The sequence below is a fragment of the Acinetobacter sp. 22301 genome (assembly GCF_052045285.1).
Lineage (GTDB): Bacteria > Pseudomonadota > Gammaproteobacteria > Pseudomonadales > Moraxellaceae > Acinetobacter > Acinetobacter pittii.
In genome coordinates this window covers 91,200-106,881 of record NZ_JBQEOR010000008.1, presented here as the reverse complement: position 1 = coordinate 106,881, position 15,682 = coordinate 91,200, and the positions used below count along the sequence as shown (strand labels likewise).

Below are 15,682 nucleotides of genomic sequence, written 5' to 3'. Positions count from 1 at the left end.
CAGATGTGGCCTTTTTTTATTAGGAATAAATATAGCTTAGAATGAATTAATTTTTTAAGGAGAATAAGATTTAATCTTCTTCCATGGCATTACTATAAAATTTAACACCTAGTTTAATTCGGTCTCGACCATTACTCATACGCCAACGATTGGTGTCACGTAAAGAATATACACAGCCACAATATTCCTGTTGGTAGAATTCCTCTCGCTTACTGATTTCAATCATTCGACTAGAGCCACCATTTTTTCGCCAGTTATAATCCCAATATTGAATATCCGGATAATTGGATGCTGCCCGAATTCCGCAATCATTAATTTGAGCCATATTTTTCCAACGAGAAATTCCTAACGAACTACTGATGAGACTAAAGCCGTGTTCATGTGCATAAAGGGCAGTTCGCTCGAAACGCATATCGAAACACATGGTACAACGTATGCCGCGTTCTGGTTCATCTTCCATACCTTTAGCTCGAGCAAACCAATTATCCGTGTCATAATCTGCATCGATAAATGGAATATTATGCTTTTCTGCAAAACGAATATTTTCTTCCTTACGGATGAGATATTCTTTTACCGGATGAATATTAGGATTATAAAAAAATATTGAAAATTTAATTCCAGAATCAATTAATGCTTCCATAACTTCTCCTGAACAAGGAGCACAGCAAGAATGAAGTAATAATTGATCATGTCCAGATGGGAGTTCTAATTTTAAACGTTGAGTTGACATAATAAAAAATTAAATTGCAATTCTAATAATTATATATTTTTATTTTGTATAATGTGAACTGAATTATTTTCAATTAAACATGAAATTAATTTAATATCTTAAAATTTATTTATTACTTTATTTGTGGTTTAGTTGAATATAATGAAATAATTAGATTATTAAATATTAAAATTATTTATATCGGTACTTTTAAATTTATTAACCGAAATACTATATAGTAATATAAAATATAGATAAATTTAATATTTTTTAAAATAATAATATTAAAAGATAGCTAGGTAAGTGATTGATGTTTCTAAATATAATTTGAAATTTTTTATGTTTTATTGTGATGTGTGTCACAGATAAACCTTATTTTTTCAATTAAAATATTTCTTTAGATTTGTAGCTTTAATAAATCTATACTATAAAACTTGATATGTTTTTAAATTTAAGTGTGTGATTATTTGAGATATGAAAGATTGGCAATGTAAGTATTGTAATGGTTACATTATGGTTAATCATTCAAAGATCAGCGTAGGAGAAAAAGTTTACTTTTTGGTATATAAATTTGATGCAAAGAACGAACGAAAAAAATTATATAAAAAGGGAATTGTAGTTGCTCGCTACGATAATATACTTCACATTGAGTCACGTAAAAAAACTTATAAGATCGAACAAGCTAAGGTCTATCCATTAGGAGCACCGATGCCTTTCGTTTACAACATGTTTTGGGTTTGCGGGTGCCCATGTACCCTACAAAATTAATTTCTTAAATTTAAATGTCAGCAGCTCATTTTATAAATTTAATTGAATTAATAATCGTATCAAATTTATTTTTTCCGCTTTTATAGAAAAGTTAAGAGCGATAAGCTCATAAAAGTGGTTTTTAGCAGTTAAGGTGTTTGGATTTTTATTTGACAAAGTAAAGATGCTCTTTTATAAACCTTGAGTAAAGTTGAGGTTAAGCATGATAAGTGAAAATAAAAAAGCTGACTCTAGTCGAGTTTTGACTGTGGGGGAAGTTGCAAAAAGGAGTGGAGTTCCTGTCTCGACCCTACATTTTTATGAGGCGAAGGGGCTGATAAAAAGTATAAGAACCAATGGTAATCAGCGTCGCTTTCCATTAATCGTTTTAAGATATATTGCGATTATTAAAGTTGCTCAAAGAGTGGGAATTCCTTTAAATGAAATTAAAGAAGCTCTTAGCGCATATCCTATGGGGAGCAAATTAACAGCTAAACAGTGGAAAGAGTTATCAAGCCATTGGCGAAAAGATCTCGATGATCGTATTCAAAAATTAACGAGGTTACGGGATGAAATGGACTGGTGTATTGGTTGTGGTTGCTTATCACTAGAGCAATGTCCGTTAAGAAATCCAGAAGATGTTTTAGGGCAAGAGGGATCTGGAGCACGAATTTTGGAAAGGCCATGATCGCAATATTTTGATAATTATTTTTAGAAAGGAAAATCTTAAATTCCAATTAATTAAAGAAATGGTGAGTAGAACTCCCAAGTGAGTTTTTTATTGTAAACAAGACACATGAAACATGAATTTTTTTGATATCTTTAGTTTTTTTATTAAGAAGCAAAAATTTATGAAAAAAATTATCTTTCTTGGTTTAGCGCTTGTTTCGTTAACGGCTTGTTCATCTGTACAACATAAAGATTCAACTCCACCAAAAATTGGTTCACCAAACCCAGCTAGTCAATATTGTGTTGAACAAGGTGGGAAATTAGAAATTAGAAATGAAGCAAATGGTCAGGTTGGGTATTGTCATTTACCAAATGGCCAAGTTGTCGAAGAATGGAAATTATTCCGTGATAACCAAACGAACTGTGTAGCAGAAGAAGCTCAAAAATTAGTGGGTCAATCTGGCCTTACTGATGATCAAATTAAACAAAAAACTAAATCAGAAATTGTGCGCAAAGTGGCTCCAGGTCAACCAATGACTATGGATTATCGTACAAACCGAGTTACAGTTACTATTGATCCTGCTTCTAAGAAAATTACTCAAGCAACCTGTGGTTAATGTGTGTAATTAAAGTTTGGTAAATCAAATTTTAAAGAAAAGAGCCTGCTGAAAATGCAGGCTTTTTTACTTTAATTTTGGGAATAATGGATAACGGGATACTCTTTTTGTTGTGGCAGTTGCTGTAAAGCCTGATTAATTTTGATGAGAAAAATATCAACTTTATCTTGGCTTGGATTGTTGGTGTTGTATGAGGCTCTTTCTTGATAGTTAATTCCACATCCAATAATTTTCATATTTGCGGGATTAAAGCTCCAGTCATTTTTATTTTTGATCGAGATATCTAAATCACTATCACATTCTTTCCAGAGTTTTAAAAATTGATTGGAATATACAGCGGGAGCTTCTTGTGCTCGGTAGGCTGTAAATCCTTGCATTTCAGAGTTAGCAAATTGAAGGAGATGATTGGTAGGCATTCCTCCCCAAAGTATAGCCGTATCTTTCGGTAGCTTTATCCACGTTATATTCTCTTCTTTAAGAGGTGCAGTTTGCTCATCTTTCTGTTTGGACTTTTGAGATTTATAAACCAGTTTTGTTCCAACAGGAACCGTTACACCTTTGACTTGAGTGCTCTGTGTTGTATAGAAATACGGCGAATCATCACGGTTACAGCCTGTTGGGTTATAACAACCAATACAACCACTTAACAATAAAAGCGGACAACTTAAAATACTTAATTTGAAAACTCGATCCATTTTTCTTGTCTTTAATTATCTCTAGAAATTTAATATATCAGTATTTAAATCAATAATAAAAAAAGCCCCTAGCGGACTAGAGGCAGAAAAACATCAGATGCAAGAACAGGTGAATTATGCATCTGAGTTAAGTAGGTTGTATCAAACCATGTAGAGCACTTTACCAGCAAAAATGAATAAAAATAGGGAGGTGCGACTAATGGCTAATATTTGTAGTTTTTTATTTGTACAACTTCCTGTACTTGTTTTAAGGAAGGGGGCGCTAATACATTTATATTTGTTAATAAAAACTACAAAAGTTATGGCTGTGAACAAAGTTATTTATCGTGATTGTTCAACCGTTGTCTTTTTGTGCTACTGCCGAAGAGTTATTCGTGATTTGTACTTGGCTTAATGATAATTTTAGAGCTATCCGAAAGGACACAATAATGACGAACATACGAATAATAATGAATCGAAGGTAGGACCACGTGTTTATTAGTGTATTTGATCTTTTTAAAATTGGCATCGGCCCATCTAGCTCCCATACAGTTGGACCCATGCGAGCGGCATACAGTTTTGTGGATGATTTATTGAAGCAAAACGATTTACAAGCAACAGCTAGAGTTCAGGTGAAGTTATACGGTTCGCTGTCGGCAACGGGTGTCGGTCATGCGACAGACAAGGCTGTTCTGTTAGGTTTAATGGGTTTTGACCCTGAACATATTGATACCCAAGTAAGTACAAGCTTGATTGAAGATGTTCTAGAAAATAACGCCATCCAGCTTAATCAGCAAAAGACTATTTCTTTTGATTATAAGCATGATGTGCTTTTTCTAGATGAATCTTTGCCTTATCACCCCAATGCAATGGAGTTGATTGCCTATAACGAGGCTCAAGAAATTTTATATGCAGAAACTTACTATTCGGTTGGTGGCGGTTTTATTGTTAGCCAAAGGCAATTAGCAACAACTCAAACTGAAACAAACGACGTTAAGGTTCCATATCCATTTCACAGTGCGGCTGAACTTTTAAGCTTATGTAAGACTCATCATTTATCAGTGAGCGAGTTAATGCTTGAAAATGAAAAAAGCTGGCGGAGTGAAGCTGAGATTCGTAGCAAGATTATGGAAATCTGGAAAGTGATGCAGCAATGTATTCACAACGGATTAATTAATGAAGGCATATTACCGGGCGGATTAAACGTAAAACGTCGGGCTAAAAAAATTCACGATAAGTTATTAAATAAGAAAAATTCAAACCTGATTGTGACAACTTTTCATGCGATGGAATGGGTCAATTTATTTGCCTTAGCGGTAAATGAAGAAAATGCTGCTGGCGGTCGAGTAGTAACGGCACCTACAAATGGGGCCGCAGGAATTATTCCGGCAGTTTTATATTACTACGTGACTTTTTCTAAAGATTTTTCCGAAGATAAAGTGGTCCGTTTCTTTTTGAGCGCGGCAGCCGTCGGCATTTTATGTAAACTCAATGCTTCTATTTCTGGTGCAGAAGTAGGGTGTCAAGGTGAAGTCGGCTCGGCGTGTGCGATGGCTTCGGCAGGCTTAGCCGAGATTTTAGGAGCATCGCCTGAACAGGTGGAACATGCGGCTGAAATTGGGCTTGAACATAACTTGGGTTTAACGTGTGACCCGATTGGTGGTTTGGTTCAGGTGCCTTGTATTGAACGAAATGCAATTGCAGCCGTAAAAGCCATTAACGCAGCTCAAATGGCGCTTCATGATGACGATGAACACTTTGTCACGCTAGATAAAGTGATCCAGACCATGAAAGAAACAGGCAAAGATATGTCTGAGAAATATAAAGAGACTTCAAAAGGTGGCCTCGCTGTTAACGCAATTGAGTGCTAAAAAAATGAGATGGGGACGAGGTGACCCCATCTCAATTTAAACATTAAGCTTCGCGAGCAACTAAGGTTAAAATATCGTAAGTTGCGACAAGTTCACCACGTTGGTTTTTGACTTTAATATCCCATACCACAACGCCATGCGCAGGCTGAGAAGGGTCTTTTTGTGGTTTAGGGGTTTTCTGTTTACAGGTCAGTTCAACCTGAATCGAGTCACCAATTTTAACTGGTTCAACAAAACGTAAGTTGTCCATACCGTAGTTGGCAATCACAGGACCTTGTGCTGCATCTACAAATAGACCTGCTGCGGCAGACACAATGAAGTAACCGTGTGCAACGCGTTCACCAAAGAAAGACTCGGCCGCTGCGATTTTGTCGGTATGTGCATAGAAGTAGTCACCACTTAAACACGCGAAATTGACAATATCGGCTTCAGTCACTGTACGACGCGCTGTTAATAAACGTTCACCAATTACTAACTCATCAAAAGACTTTTTAAATGGATGTACGCGGTCTTCATTAACTTTTGAGCCAGCAGTCCATGAGTGGGTAATTTGCGTCAGGCTATTTGGAGAGCCTTGAATTGCAGTGCGCTGCATATAATGTTTAACCGCGCGAATACCACCTAACTCTTCACCGCCACCGGCACGGCCAGGGCCGCCGTGTACTAAATGTGGAAGTGGTGAACCATGACCTGTACTTTCTTTTGCTGACTCTGCATCAAGTACATGCACACGGCCATGCCAAGGCGCAATTTTTTGAATAATCTGCTCAATATTCTCATCGTTATTTTTAACGACAGAAGCGACTAGGCTACCTTCACCACGTGAAACAAGGTCAGCTAGTTCTTCAATATTTTGATATGGCATGAGTGTACATACCGGACCGAAAGCTTCTGTGGTATGAACATTCGTCGCTTGTAAAGGTTGTTCGCAGAGTAATAAAGTTGGAGCGAAAAAAGCGCCTTTTTCAGGATGGTCTGCATTAAATGTAAAGCTATCATTGCCACCAAAAACAATTTTTGCGTCTTTGCTGAGTTCAGCAACTTTTTCTGCAACGTCATATTTTTGTTTTATGCTCGCTAAAGCCCCCATGGTGGTTTCTTCTTTTTGCGGGTCACCCACTACAACTTTAGCAAGTTTGGCAGTTAGCTTTTCTTGCACAGTTGCTAACAAGTTTTCAGGAACAAATGCACGACGAATCGCAGTACATTTTTGGCCTGCTTTTGTGGTCATTTCACGGAAAACTTCACGCACAAATAAATCGACAGTTTCTTCATTTGCCTCAGGGCTTAAAATTGCACTGTTGACTGAGTCGGCTTCCATGCTAAATGGAATTGAATATTTATTGAGGTGAGGGTGGTTACGCAGTTTTTGACCTGTATAAGCAGAACCTGTAAACGTGACACAGTCTTGTGGGCCTAAGTGATCGAACAAATCATACGTTTGACCGCAAATAAGTTGTAGCGAGCCTTTTGGTAATACATGTGCTTCTTCAATCGCTTTTACAACAGCTTGAGTTAATTGAGAGCCGTCAGTTGCTGGTTTCACAATACATGGCACACCTGCAAGTAGCGTCGGTGCAATCTTTTCAAGCATTCCCCAAATGGGGAAGTTAAAAGCATTAATGTGAACGGCAACACCTGCTTTAGGACTTAAAATGTGTTTAGCGCCGAAAGTGCCATTTTTAGAGAGTTGAATCCAGCTGTCTTCAGTAATAATTTTTTCGTCATTGAGTTCACGGCGAACCAGACTCGAATAAGCAAATAATGTCTGGATCCCACCTTCAATATCAATCCAAGCATCTTTACGAGTTGCACCTGTTGCATAAGTAAGTTTGTAGAACTCTTCTTTGCGCTCAAGTAAATATTGGGCAATTTGTTTTAATGCATTGGCACGTTGGTGAAATGTCCAGTTAGCCAGTTCTGAACCATTTTGTTTGGCATATTGAACAACACGTTTCATATCAATGCCATGACTACTTACGGCATAAATCGCTTCACCTGTAATGGCATGATAAACAGGGCGTAGTTCTTCACCCGTCGAATGCCATGTTCCATAGACATAAGAAGCAAGATGAGGCAGTTGATGCTCAGACTGCTGAAAATCTGTGTCAGTTGAGGTTCCTTCTAGGTGTGCTTGTTCAAGCATGACCAAACTCCTTTTTTATTTGATACATCAATTATAAAAAACTGCAAAAATATGATTCATAATTTCAGATTAATTTGTCTAAAAGTCAACTTTATTTTGATTTATAAAAGTAAAAAGGTTTTTTACAATTGATTTAAAATTAATAATTTCAATAACTTGATATATTTTATTGTTGTGGATTTAATTTGATACTAAAAAAGTGATTGACTTTGTTTTTAGTGTATCGAAAAATAGATTCAAGGGTGATACCTACAGGGAATGAAAGAATGGAAAACAATTACCAGAAATTTGAACAAAATATTGCCAATGAAATTACGATCGAGGCTAAGGATCAAATGCCCGATGCCTACCGCAAAACATTGATTCGTCAAATTGGGCAACATGGCCATTCTGAAATTGTAGGTATGTTGCCTGAAGGAAACTGGATTACTCGTGCACCAACTTTAAAACGTAAAGCGGTTTTACTGGCGAAAGTACAAGATGAAGCGGGTCATGGTTTGTATTTGTACAGTGCGGCAGAAACTTTAGGTGCTGACCGTGATGACATGATGGAAAAATTAATTGATGGGAAAATGAAATACTCATCAATCTTTAACTATCCAACTTTGACTTGGGCAGATGTCGCTGCAATTGGCTGGCTTGTTGATGGGGCAGCCATTGTGAACCAAGTTGCGCTTTGCCGTACTTCTTACGGGCCATATGCACGTGCAATGGTACGTATTTGTAAAGAAGAAAGTTTCCACCAGCGCCAAGGTTTTGAGGCCATGATGGCTTTAGCAAACGGTACGCCAGAACAAAAGCAGATGGCACAAGATGCAGTAAATCGCTATTGGTGGCCAGCACTCATGATGTTTGGCCCAAGTGATGAGCATTCTCCAAACAGCGCACAAAGCATGGCGTGGAAAATCAAACGCTTTAGTAACGATGAATTACGTCAAAAGTTTGTCGATAACACCGTACCACAAGTACTGCAACTTGGCTTGGAAGTACCAGACCCAGATTTAAAGTTCAATGAAGAAACAGGCCACTATGAGTTTGGCGAGATCGACTGGCACGAATTTAATGAAGTGATTGCCGGACGTGGACCATGTAATCACGAGCGTATCGAAGCACGCCGTAAAGCATGGGAAAACGGCAAATGGGTTCGTGATGCAGCAGTGGTCTACGCGAAAAAACAGCAGCTTGAAGCGAACAAAGTGGCTTAACAAGATTTATGGAAAAATTTGAGGAAATCAAAATGGAAGATAAAAACAACTGGTCGCTCTACGAAGTATTTGTACGTAGTAAACAAGGCTTAAGCCACCGTCACGTAGGTAGCTTAAGAGCACCTGATGATGAAATCGCACTGCAACATGCTCGTGATGTTTACACGCGCCGTAATGAAGGAATTAGCATTTGGGTGGTTCGTTCTGAACTGATTAAATCATCACAGCCAGATGAAAAAGCTGAATTTTTCGATCCTTCTTTAGACAAGGTTTATCGTCACCCGACTTTTTACCATATCCCAGATGGCATTGAGCACATGTAAGGGGAATGGCAAATGAATCATTCAGTTTTATCTAAATTCTTATTACATATTGGCGACAGCCAATTGGTTTTATCGCAGCGTTTGGCTGAATGGTGCGGGCATGCACCTGAGCTTGAAATTGATATTGCCTTAGCAAATATCGGTTTGGACTTGTTGGGTCAGGCAAGAAACTTTCTGACTTTGGCTGGTCAATATGATGAAGCTCAACGTGATGAAGACCAGCTTGCATATTTCCGTACTGAACGTGAGTTTTTAAACCTCTTGTTATGCGAACAACCCAATGGTGACTTTGCACAAACGATTGTACGTCAGTGGTTGATGGATCATTACCATCTTCATTTATTTACGGCTTTAGCGCAAAGCTCACTTCCTGAATTAAGTGCGCTTGCTGTCAAATCTTTAAAAGAAGTGAAGTATCACATCCGCTTTTCGACAAGCTGGATGGAACGTTTAAGTTTAAGTACAGATGAAGCGCATCAACGTGTGCAAGACGGTTTAAATAATTTATGGCGCTTTACCGCTGAATTATTTGAACTGAGTGCAGACGAAAAAGCACTAGTTGCACAAGGCGTGATTCCAGATTTTTCAAATGAAAAAGAACAATGGAACCAAATCATTGCAGATGAGCTTAAGCGTTTTGAATTAAATGTTGCTGTGAACGGTGCTTATCGCCGTGGTGCGAAACAAGGATTGCATACCGAGCATTTGGGTTATTTGTTGGCTGAAATGCAAAGTATTCAAAGAACTTATCCGGGCATGACCTGGTAAGACAAGGAGGTGAGCCATGCAAATGATTCGTCATTGCATCGACCAATGTTGGGATGTTCTACAAACGGTCAGTGACCCTGAAATTCCGGTTTTATCGGTTGTCGATTTGGGCATGATTCGCGGTGTAGAGATTAACGATCAACAAGAAATTATTGTTCGTCTAACTCCAACATATAGCGGATGTCCAGCAACAGATATGCTCAAAGCACAAATTGTTGAGGCATTTACCGCAGAAGCTTTGACACCAGTCAAAGTCATGGTTGATTTGTCAGAAGCATGGACCACGGACTGGATGTCTGAAGCAGGGAAAAAGAAACTGCAAGTTTATGGCATTGCACCACCTGAAGGGTTGGCGCATCAGTGTGGGACTCACGTTCATTTAAATGATGGTGTCGAGTGCCCACGTTGTAAAAGCCGACATACCCAACTGTTAACAGAGTTTAGTTCTACCGCCTGTAAAGCACTTTATAAATGTCAGGACTGTCTTGAGCCTTTTGATTACTTCAAATGTATTTAAGTCTTTAGATAAGGAAATCAGCCATGAGCCAATTTGTACCATTAAAAGTAAAAAGTATTACACAGCAAACCGATCAGGCAATTTGTATTGCATTTGACGTTGTACCTGAACAACAAGAACAATTTCAATTTCAACCGGGGCAACATTTAACCATTCGCCATTTAACCGAAGCGGGTGAAATTCGCCGTTGTTATTCAATTTGTAGCTATGCGGGTAAAGAAGACATCAGCATTGCGGTTAAAAAAATTGATCAGGGTCAATTTTCAAACTGGGCAAATGACCATTTGAAAGTGGGCGATGTGCTTGAAGTCATGCCACCACAAGGTGTGTTTTTCCAAAAAGCAGCCAAGATTGGCGGACAAAACTATTTAGGTGTTGCTGCGGGGAGTGGTATTACCCCAATTTTATCGATTGTTAAGCAAGTTTTGTTTGAACAACCTGAAGCTAAATTTACCTTGCTCTATGGCAATCGTTCATGGAAACAAACCATGTTTGCCGAGCAAATTATGGATTTGAAAGATCAGTTTAAAGAACGCTTTCAACTCATCAATATTTTTTCTCGTGAGTTCAATGACAGTGAACTGATGAATGGTCGTATTGATGCAGAAAAGTTAAAACAGCTTTTTGATTTTGAAGTGCTTGAAACAAACTTTGACCATGTTTTTGCCTGCGGCCCAGACGAAATGATGAATGCTGTAGAAAGCACTTTGCCGAACTTTGGTATTGCCAAAGAGCGCATTCACACTGAACGTTTCCATACAGGACAAGCGCGTAAGCGTAGTGTTGAAGCGGATGCAAACCGTAAAGAAGAAAAAGTAAACATCATTTTAGATGGCCGTGAACTGATTGTTTCTGTGGCTCAAGATGATGAAAGTATTCTTGATGCGGCTTTGCGTGCGGGTGCCGACTTACCGTATGCATGTAAAGGTGGGGTGTGTGCGACCTGTCGTTGTAAGGTACTTTCTGGCGAAGTCGACATGTTCCTTAACTATAGTCTTGAAGAAGATGAAGTTGAAAAGGGCTATGTGCTGAGCTGCCAGACCTTACCAAAAGGCTCAAATGTTCGTTTGAGTTTTGATGAATAGAGGCCGCCATGCAAGAGTTGATCAAAGCCAACACAGCTGCTGACGGTGTTTTGTTATTAACCCTAAACCGTCCAGAAAAAAGAAATGCTTTAAACAATGCGACATTGCAGTGTTTATGCGAGTTGCTCGAAGAAGCTGAACATAATGCTCAAGTCAAAGCGGTGGTTTTAACGGGTAATGCTCAATGTTTTGCGGCTGGGGCTGATCTTAGCGAGTTGGCAGCAATGGACGCCGTGTCTTTGCAACTCGATATTCGCCCGAAGCTTTGGCAAAAAATTGATGCGTTTAGTAAGCCACTGATTAGCGCAGTCAATGGCTATGCCTTAGGCGCTGGGTTTGAGTTGGTTTTGCATGCAGATATGGTGATTTGCGGTGAAAATGCCCGTTTTGCTTTACCTGAAATTGGCCTTGGGATGTTGCCGGGTGCAGGCGGAACACAGCGTTTAGCGCGCTTGGTTGGACAGCAACTCACCATGCGCTGGGCGATGACAGGTGAGATGATTTCGGCAAAACAGGCAGAACAACATGGCATTTGCAGTCAAGTGGTTCCGACCGAATTAACCGTTGAATATGCGGTTCAACTTGCAGCTAAAATTGCCAAACAAGCGCCTTTAGCGATTCGCGTGATTAAACAATCAATTAAAAGTATTCATGAAACGACTTTAAGTCAGGGACTCAAGTTTGAACGTCAAAACTTTGTCTGGCTGGCGGCTACAAAAGATCGAAACGAAGGGATTAATGCTTTCTTTGAGAAAAGAAAGCCAGTGTTTAGAGGTGAGTGATGGACTATCAAAATATTATTGCTGAAGAAAAAAATGGTGTTGGCTACCTGACATTTAACCGCCCAAAAGCACTGAATAGCTTTAACGTTGATATGCACCGTGAAGTGGCTGAGGTTTTAAACCTGTGGACCAAAAATCCCGATGTTCGCTGTGTTGTGATTAGTGGTGAAGGCCGCGGCTTCTGTGCAGGGCAAGATTTAGGTGATCGTGTAGTTGACCCAAATGCTGAAGCTCCAGATTTAGGATATTCCATTGAAACTTACTATAACCCGCTCATTAAAACGATTGTAAATATGCCAAAGCCTGTGATTTGCGCCGTAAATGGTGTAGCAGCAGGTGCAGGGGCAAATATTGCACTGGCATGTGATTTAGTGATTGCAGCTAAATCGGCAAACTTTGTACAAGCCTTTTGCCGTTTAGGTTTGGTTCCAGACTCGGCGGGTACATGGTTTTTACCACGTGCTGTAGGCCATGCGCGTGCTATGGGATTGGCTTTGTTAGGTGACAAGCTCCCAGCAGAAACCGCAAAAGAATGGGGCATGATTTGGGATGTGGTTGACGACGCCGAGCTTAAAACAAAAGTGACTGAACTCGCTGAACGTTTAGCGAAACAGCCTACATTTGGTCTATCTCTTATTAAAAAAGCCATTCATCAATCAAGCAATAACACCTTTGATGAGCAAGTGCTGTTAGAGCGAGATTTGCAACGCATTGCGGGTCGTTCCGAAGATTATCGTGAAGGGGTACAAGCCTTTATGAATAAACGTGAACCAAATTTTAAAGGGCGTTAAGCATGACAGATTTAGACTTATCTCGTGCCCGAATTGCCGTTATTGGTTCTGGCACTATGGGCATCGGCATTGCCCAGTTAGCCATCGTAAACGGGCACTCGACTGTTTTATATGATTTAGATGCTCAAAAAGCGCAACAAGCCGTTCAAGGTTTAGGGCAGACGTTTAAAAAGCTGGTTGAAAAGAGCAAGCTTACCCAACAGCAAGCTGATGAAGCCTTAGCGCGTTTAACTGTGGTCAATCAAGTTGAAGCACTGCGTGATGCTGACTTGGTTATTGAAGCAGTGGTTGAGAAAAAGGAAGTTAAACAGTCTTTATTTAAGCAACTCGCTGAAATTTGTAGTCCGCAAACCATTTTTGCAAGTAACACATCTTCAATTTCAGTGACTGCAATTTCGGCGGGCATTGCTCACCCTGAGCGTGTGGTCGGCTTACACTTTTTTAACCCTGCGCCAGTCATGAAATTGGTTGAAATTGTACAAGGCTTAAAAACACCAAACAGCTTATGTTTAGCTTTAAAAAACTTGATGTTGAATTGGAAAAAAATTCCGGTACTCACCAAGTCGACGCCCGGGTTTATTGTTAACCGAATTGCACGTCCGTTTTATGCAGAAGGTTTTAGAGCACTGCAAGAACAAGTCACCAGCTACGACCAGCTAGATTATGCCTTGAAGCAATGCGGCGGTTTTGCGATGGGACCGTGTGAACTTACTGACCTCATTGGGCAAGATGTTAACTTTTCAGTGACCCAAAGCGTTTACCAAGAGTTTTTTTACGAGCCGCGCTACCGCCCAAGCCTCATTCAAAAAGAATTAGTCGATGCAGGTGCTTGGGGTCGTAAGTCAAAACAGGGTTTCTATAGTTATAACGAAAAAAATCAGTACGAGACATTTCAGCCTAAAGCTGTTGTTGCCAAACCAGTTGATGCTCATATTCAGCTAAAAGGGACTTGGTCTCAGCTACCTGCTTTTTTAACGCGTTTAGGTTTAAAAAGCGGATCTGCGAGTGACGACAATATCCTCCAAATTGATGATATCGACTTGCGTTTAAGCCAAGGTGAGTCAGCCAATATTCATTACTTAAGCCGTAAAGTGGTTTTAATGGACTGGCACCATGATTTTGAACACGCGGAGGCTTTAGTACTCAGTCATAACGAACTTTGTGAAGCGAGTGATCTGGCTAAAGTTGAAGCTTATTTTGCACAGTTTGGTATCAGCGTGATGTGGATTAAAGACCATCCAGCACTGTTAACCTTACGCACCATCGCTTTACTCATTAATGAAGCCTGCGAAGCAAGTTTACATGGTGTTGCGAGTCTGGAAGATATTGATAATGCCATGAAATATGGAGTGAATTATCCTAAAGGTCCTTACCAGTGGTTGACACAAATGGGCGGCGCTTATGTGCTCCAAACCTTAAATAACTTATATGCACTGTATGGAGAGGAAAAATATCGCGCGAGTATCTACCTCAAGCAATATGTAGCGAAAACCCAAAATATTGCTACTCAATATTCACGTGATATGACCGAATTTGCATAATCAGGAGTCAACATGGAAGACATTTTAATTTGCGATTTTATTCGTACCCCAATTGGACGATATGCAGGTGCCCTAAGTGCTGTACGTGCAGATGATTTAGCTGCATTGCCCATCAAATATTTAAAAGATAAACACCCGAACCTACCGTGGAATACGGTAGACGAAGTGTTTTTAGGGTGTGCTAACCAAGCAGGTGAAGACAACCGTAACGTTGCACGTATGGCAACACTGTTAGCAGGCTTACCTGATACAGTACCAGCCATGACCGTCAATCGTTTATGTGCTTCGGGTTTAGATGCAGTAGGCCTTGCAGCACGCTCAATTAAGGCTGGTGAAGCGCAGTTTGTATTGGCAGGTGGTGTTGAGTCAATGAGCCGTGCGCCATTTGTACAAGCTAAACCGACCGAAGCGTTTAGCCGTACACCTGAAATTTATGACACCACCATTGGCTGGCGCTTTGTAAATAAGCAACTTAAAGCACAATACGGCACCGACAGCATGCCCGAAACAGCCGAAAATGTAGCTGAAAAATATCAGATTAGTCGTGAAGACCAAGATGCGTTTGCATTGCGTAGTCAGCAAAAAACCGCTGCGGCACAACAAAATGGTTTCTTTAACGATGAGATTTTGCCTGTCGAGATTACAGACCGTAAGAAAAACGTGGTTGTGGTGAACCGCGATGAACATCCGCGTGAAACGACACTTGAAGCACTTGCGAAGCTAAAAGCGCCTTTTAGAAAAGAAGGTGGTTCGGTGACTGCCGGAAATGCCTCTGGTGTAAATGATGGCGCCGCATGTGTGTTAATTACCAACCGTGAATTTGCAGATACACATGGTTTAAAACCTTTAGCACGCGTGATTGGCATTGCAAGTGCAGGGGTTGAACCCAAATATATGGGTATAGGTCCTGTTCCGGCTGTGCAGAAAATTTTAAAGCAAACAGGTTTAACGCTAGATCAGATGGATGTGATTGAGCTGAATGAAGCATTCGCAGCCCAATCTTTGGCTTGTATGCGTGAGCTTGGCCTAAAAGATGACGATGAACGCGTGAACCCAAATGGTGGTGCGATTGCGTTAGGACATCCGCTCGGTATGAGTGGTACACGTTTAGTGATTACCGCAACACGTGAGCTAAAAAAACGCGGTGGACGCTATGCACTTTGCACGATGTGTGTAGGTGTTGGACAAGGCGTTGCACTGATTTTGGAAAACTTAAATTAATTTAGACGGTTTTAAA

At 40.0% G+C, this 15,682-nt stretch carries 16 protein-coding genes; 13 read left to right on the top strand and 3 right to left on the bottom strand.

Annotated elements, in window-relative coordinates; genetic code table 11:
- Positions 1–70: 70 nt before the first annotated feature.
- Entirely contained in the window at positions 71–730 is a 660-nt protein-coding gene (locus ACTJJH_RS13090) for an epoxyqueuosine reductase QueH (protein WP_005070032.1), read from the bottom strand.
- 453 nt (positions 731–1,183) lie between these two features.
- On the opposite strand from ACTJJH_RS13090, the gene ACTJJH_RS13085 reads away from it, so the two are divergent.
- The 3 genes from ACTJJH_RS13085 (at position 1,184) to ACTJJH_RS13075 (ending at position 2,742) form a co-directional block, all read left to right on the top strand.
- Complete coding sequence (locus ACTJJH_RS13085) at positions 1,184–1,477, top strand: hypothetical protein (RefSeq protein ID WP_005070027.1); 294 nt, start codon at positions 1,184–1,186, stop codon at positions 1,475–1,477.
- 202 nt (positions 1,478–1,679) lie between these two features.
- Positions 1,680–2,144, top strand: coding sequence for a redox-sensitive transcriptional activator SoxR (gene soxR, locus ACTJJH_RS13080; protein WP_017385517.1), 465 nt, complete (start codon positions 1,680–1,682; stop codon positions 2,142–2,144).
- A 163-nt stretch (positions 2,145–2,307) separates the two neighbouring features.
- Entirely contained in the window at positions 2,308–2,742 is a 435-nt protein-coding gene (locus tag ACTJJH_RS13075; protein WP_440601250.1) for an I78 family peptidase inhibitor, read from the top strand.
- Between the two features lie 71 nt (positions 2,743–2,813).
- Here ACTJJH_RS13075 and ACTJJH_RS13070 read toward each other — a convergent pair whose 3' ends face one another.
- Positions 2,814–3,437: a hypothetical protein gene (locus ACTJJH_RS13070; protein ID WP_032056483.1), complete on the bottom strand. Its 624-nt coding sequence runs from the start codon at positions 3,435–3,437 to the stop codon at positions 2,814–2,816.
- A gap of 470 nt (positions 3,438–3,907) precedes the next feature.
- Between ACTJJH_RS13070 and ACTJJH_RS13065 the strand changes: the two genes are divergently transcribed.
- Positions 3,908–5,287 (top strand): L-serine ammonia-lyase, encoded by a 1,380-nt coding sequence (locus ACTJJH_RS13065; protein WP_320137855.1) that lies wholly within the window; start codon positions 3,908–3,910, stop codon positions 5,285–5,287.
- A 43-nt stretch (positions 5,288–5,330) separates the two neighbouring features.
- Here ACTJJH_RS13065 and paaZ read toward each other — a convergent pair whose 3' ends face one another.
- Positions 5,331–7,433, bottom strand: coding sequence for a phenylacetic acid degradation bifunctional protein PaaZ (gene paaZ / locus ACTJJH_RS13060; RefSeq protein WP_440601249.1), 2,103 nt, complete (start codon positions 7,431–7,433; stop codon positions 5,331–5,333).
- A 266-nt stretch (positions 7,434–7,699) separates the two neighbouring features.
- Here paaZ and paaA point away from each other — a divergent pair, with 266 nt between their 5' ends.
- From paaA to pcaF, 9 genes are read left to right on the top strand one after another with little or no spacing between them, the layout of a single operon-like run.
- Positions 7,700–8,638, top strand: coding sequence for a 1,2-phenylacetyl-CoA epoxidase subunit PaaA (gene paaA / locus ACTJJH_RS13055; protein WP_014206395.1), 939 nt, complete (start codon positions 7,700–7,702; stop codon positions 8,636–8,638).
- A 32-nt stretch (positions 8,639–8,670) separates the two neighbouring features.
- Complete coding sequence (gene paaB / locus ACTJJH_RS13050) at positions 8,671–8,961, top strand: 1,2-phenylacetyl-CoA epoxidase subunit PaaB (RefSeq protein WP_000389648.1); 291 nt, start codon at positions 8,671–8,673, stop codon at positions 8,959–8,961.
- Between the two features lie 12 nt (positions 8,962–8,973).
- Positions 8,974–9,729 carry a 1,2-phenylacetyl-CoA epoxidase subunit PaaC gene (paaC, locus tag ACTJJH_RS13045; protein WP_440601248.1) on the top strand — a complete coding sequence of 252 codons (756 nt, stop codon included), beginning with the start codon at positions 8,974–8,976 and terminating at the stop codon, positions 9,727–9,729.
- Between the two features lie 16 nt (positions 9,730–9,745).
- A complete protein-coding gene (paaD, locus tag ACTJJH_RS13040; protein ID WP_440601247.1) occupies positions 9,746–10,246 on the top strand; it encodes a 1,2-phenylacetyl-CoA epoxidase subunit PaaD in 501 nt (166 codons plus the stop codon).
- A gap of 23 nt (positions 10,247–10,269) precedes the next feature.
- On the top strand, positions 10,270–11,331 hold the full coding sequence (gene paaE, locus ACTJJH_RS13035; protein WP_440601246.1) for a 1,2-phenylacetyl-CoA epoxidase subunit PaaE: 1,062 nt from the start codon (positions 10,270–10,272) through the stop codon (positions 11,329–11,331).
- 8 nt (positions 11,332–11,339) lie between these two features.
- Positions 11,340–12,113, top strand: coding sequence for an enoyl-CoA hydratase-related protein (locus tag ACTJJH_RS13030; protein ID WP_262728821.1), 774 nt, complete (start codon positions 11,340–11,342; stop codon positions 12,111–12,113).
- Positions 12,113–12,904: a 2-(1,2-epoxy-1,2-dihydrophenyl)acetyl-CoA isomerase PaaG gene (gene paaG, locus ACTJJH_RS13025; RefSeq protein ID WP_262728819.1), complete on the top strand. Its 792-nt coding sequence runs from the start codon at positions 12,113–12,115 to the stop codon at positions 12,902–12,904. Before ACTJJH_RS13030 ends, paaG begins: the two co-directional genes overlap by 1 nt.
- Positions 12,905–12,906: 2 nt before the next feature.
- Positions 12,907–14,445 carry a 3-hydroxyacyl-CoA dehydrogenase gene (locus tag ACTJJH_RS13020; RefSeq protein WP_262728817.1) on the top strand — a complete coding sequence of 513 codons (1,539 nt, stop codon included), beginning with the start codon at positions 12,907–12,909 and terminating at the stop codon, positions 14,443–14,445.
- A 12-nt stretch (positions 14,446–14,457) separates the two neighbouring features.
- Complete coding sequence (gene pcaF, locus ACTJJH_RS13015) at positions 14,458–15,666, top strand: 3-oxoadipyl-CoA thiolase (protein WP_262728816.1); 1,209 nt, start codon at positions 14,458–14,460, stop codon at positions 15,664–15,666.
- The last annotated feature ends 16 nt before the right edge of the window (positions 15,667–15,682 follow it).

What these genes read in the sequence shown, in the direction of transcription:
- ACTJJH_RS13090 (WP_005070032.1), bottom strand. Translation starts at nt 730, where the DNA reads ATGTCAACTCAACGTTTAAAATTAGAACTCCCATCTGGACATGATCAA.
- ACTJJH_RS13085 (WP_005070027.1), top strand. Translation starts at nt 1,184, where the DNA reads ATGAAAGATTGGCAATGTAAGTATTGTAATGGTTACATTATGGTTAAT.
- soxR (WP_017385517.1), top strand. Translation starts at nt 1,680, where the DNA reads ATGATAAGTGAAAATAAAAAAGCTGACTCTAGTCGAGTTTTGACTGTG.
- ACTJJH_RS13075 (WP_440601250.1), top strand. Translation starts at nt 2,308, where the DNA reads ATGAAAAAAATTATCTTTCTTGGTTTAGCGCTTGTTTCGTTAACGGCT.
- ACTJJH_RS13070 (WP_032056483.1), bottom strand. Translation starts at nt 3,437, where the DNA reads ATGGATCGAGTTTTCAAATTAAGTATTTTAAGTTGTCCGCTTTTATTG.
- paaZ (WP_440601249.1), bottom strand. Translation starts at nt 7,433, where the DNA reads ATGCTTGAACAAGCACACCTAGAAGGAACCTCAACTGACACAGATTTT.
- paaA (WP_014206395.1), top strand. Translation starts at nt 7,700, where the DNA reads ATGGAAAACAATTACCAGAAATTTGAACAAAATATTGCCAATGAAATT.
- paaB (WP_000389648.1), top strand. Translation starts at nt 8,671, where the DNA reads ATGGAAGATAAAAACAACTGGTCGCTCTACGAAGTATTTGTACGTAGT.
- paaC (WP_440601248.1), top strand. Translation starts at nt 8,974, where the DNA reads ATGAATCATTCAGTTTTATCTAAATTCTTATTACATATTGGCGACAGC.
- paaD (WP_440601247.1), top strand. Translation starts at nt 9,746, where the DNA reads ATGCAAATGATTCGTCATTGCATCGACCAATGTTGGGATGTTCTACAA.
- paaE (WP_440601246.1), top strand. Translation starts at nt 10,270, where the DNA reads ATGAGCCAATTTGTACCATTAAAAGTAAAAAGTATTACACAGCAAACC.
- ACTJJH_RS13030 (WP_262728821.1), top strand. Translation starts at nt 11,340, where the DNA reads ATGCAAGAGTTGATCAAAGCCAACACAGCTGCTGACGGTGTTTTGTTA.
- paaG (WP_262728819.1), top strand. Translation starts at nt 12,113, where the DNA reads ATGGACTATCAAAATATTATTGCTGAAGAAAAAAATGGTGTTGGCTAC.
- ACTJJH_RS13020 (WP_262728817.1), top strand. Translation starts at nt 12,907, where the DNA reads ATGACAGATTTAGACTTATCTCGTGCCCGAATTGCCGTTATTGGTTCT.
- pcaF (WP_262728816.1), top strand. Translation starts at nt 14,458, where the DNA reads ATGGAAGACATTTTAATTTGCGATTTTATTCGTACCCCAATTGGACGA.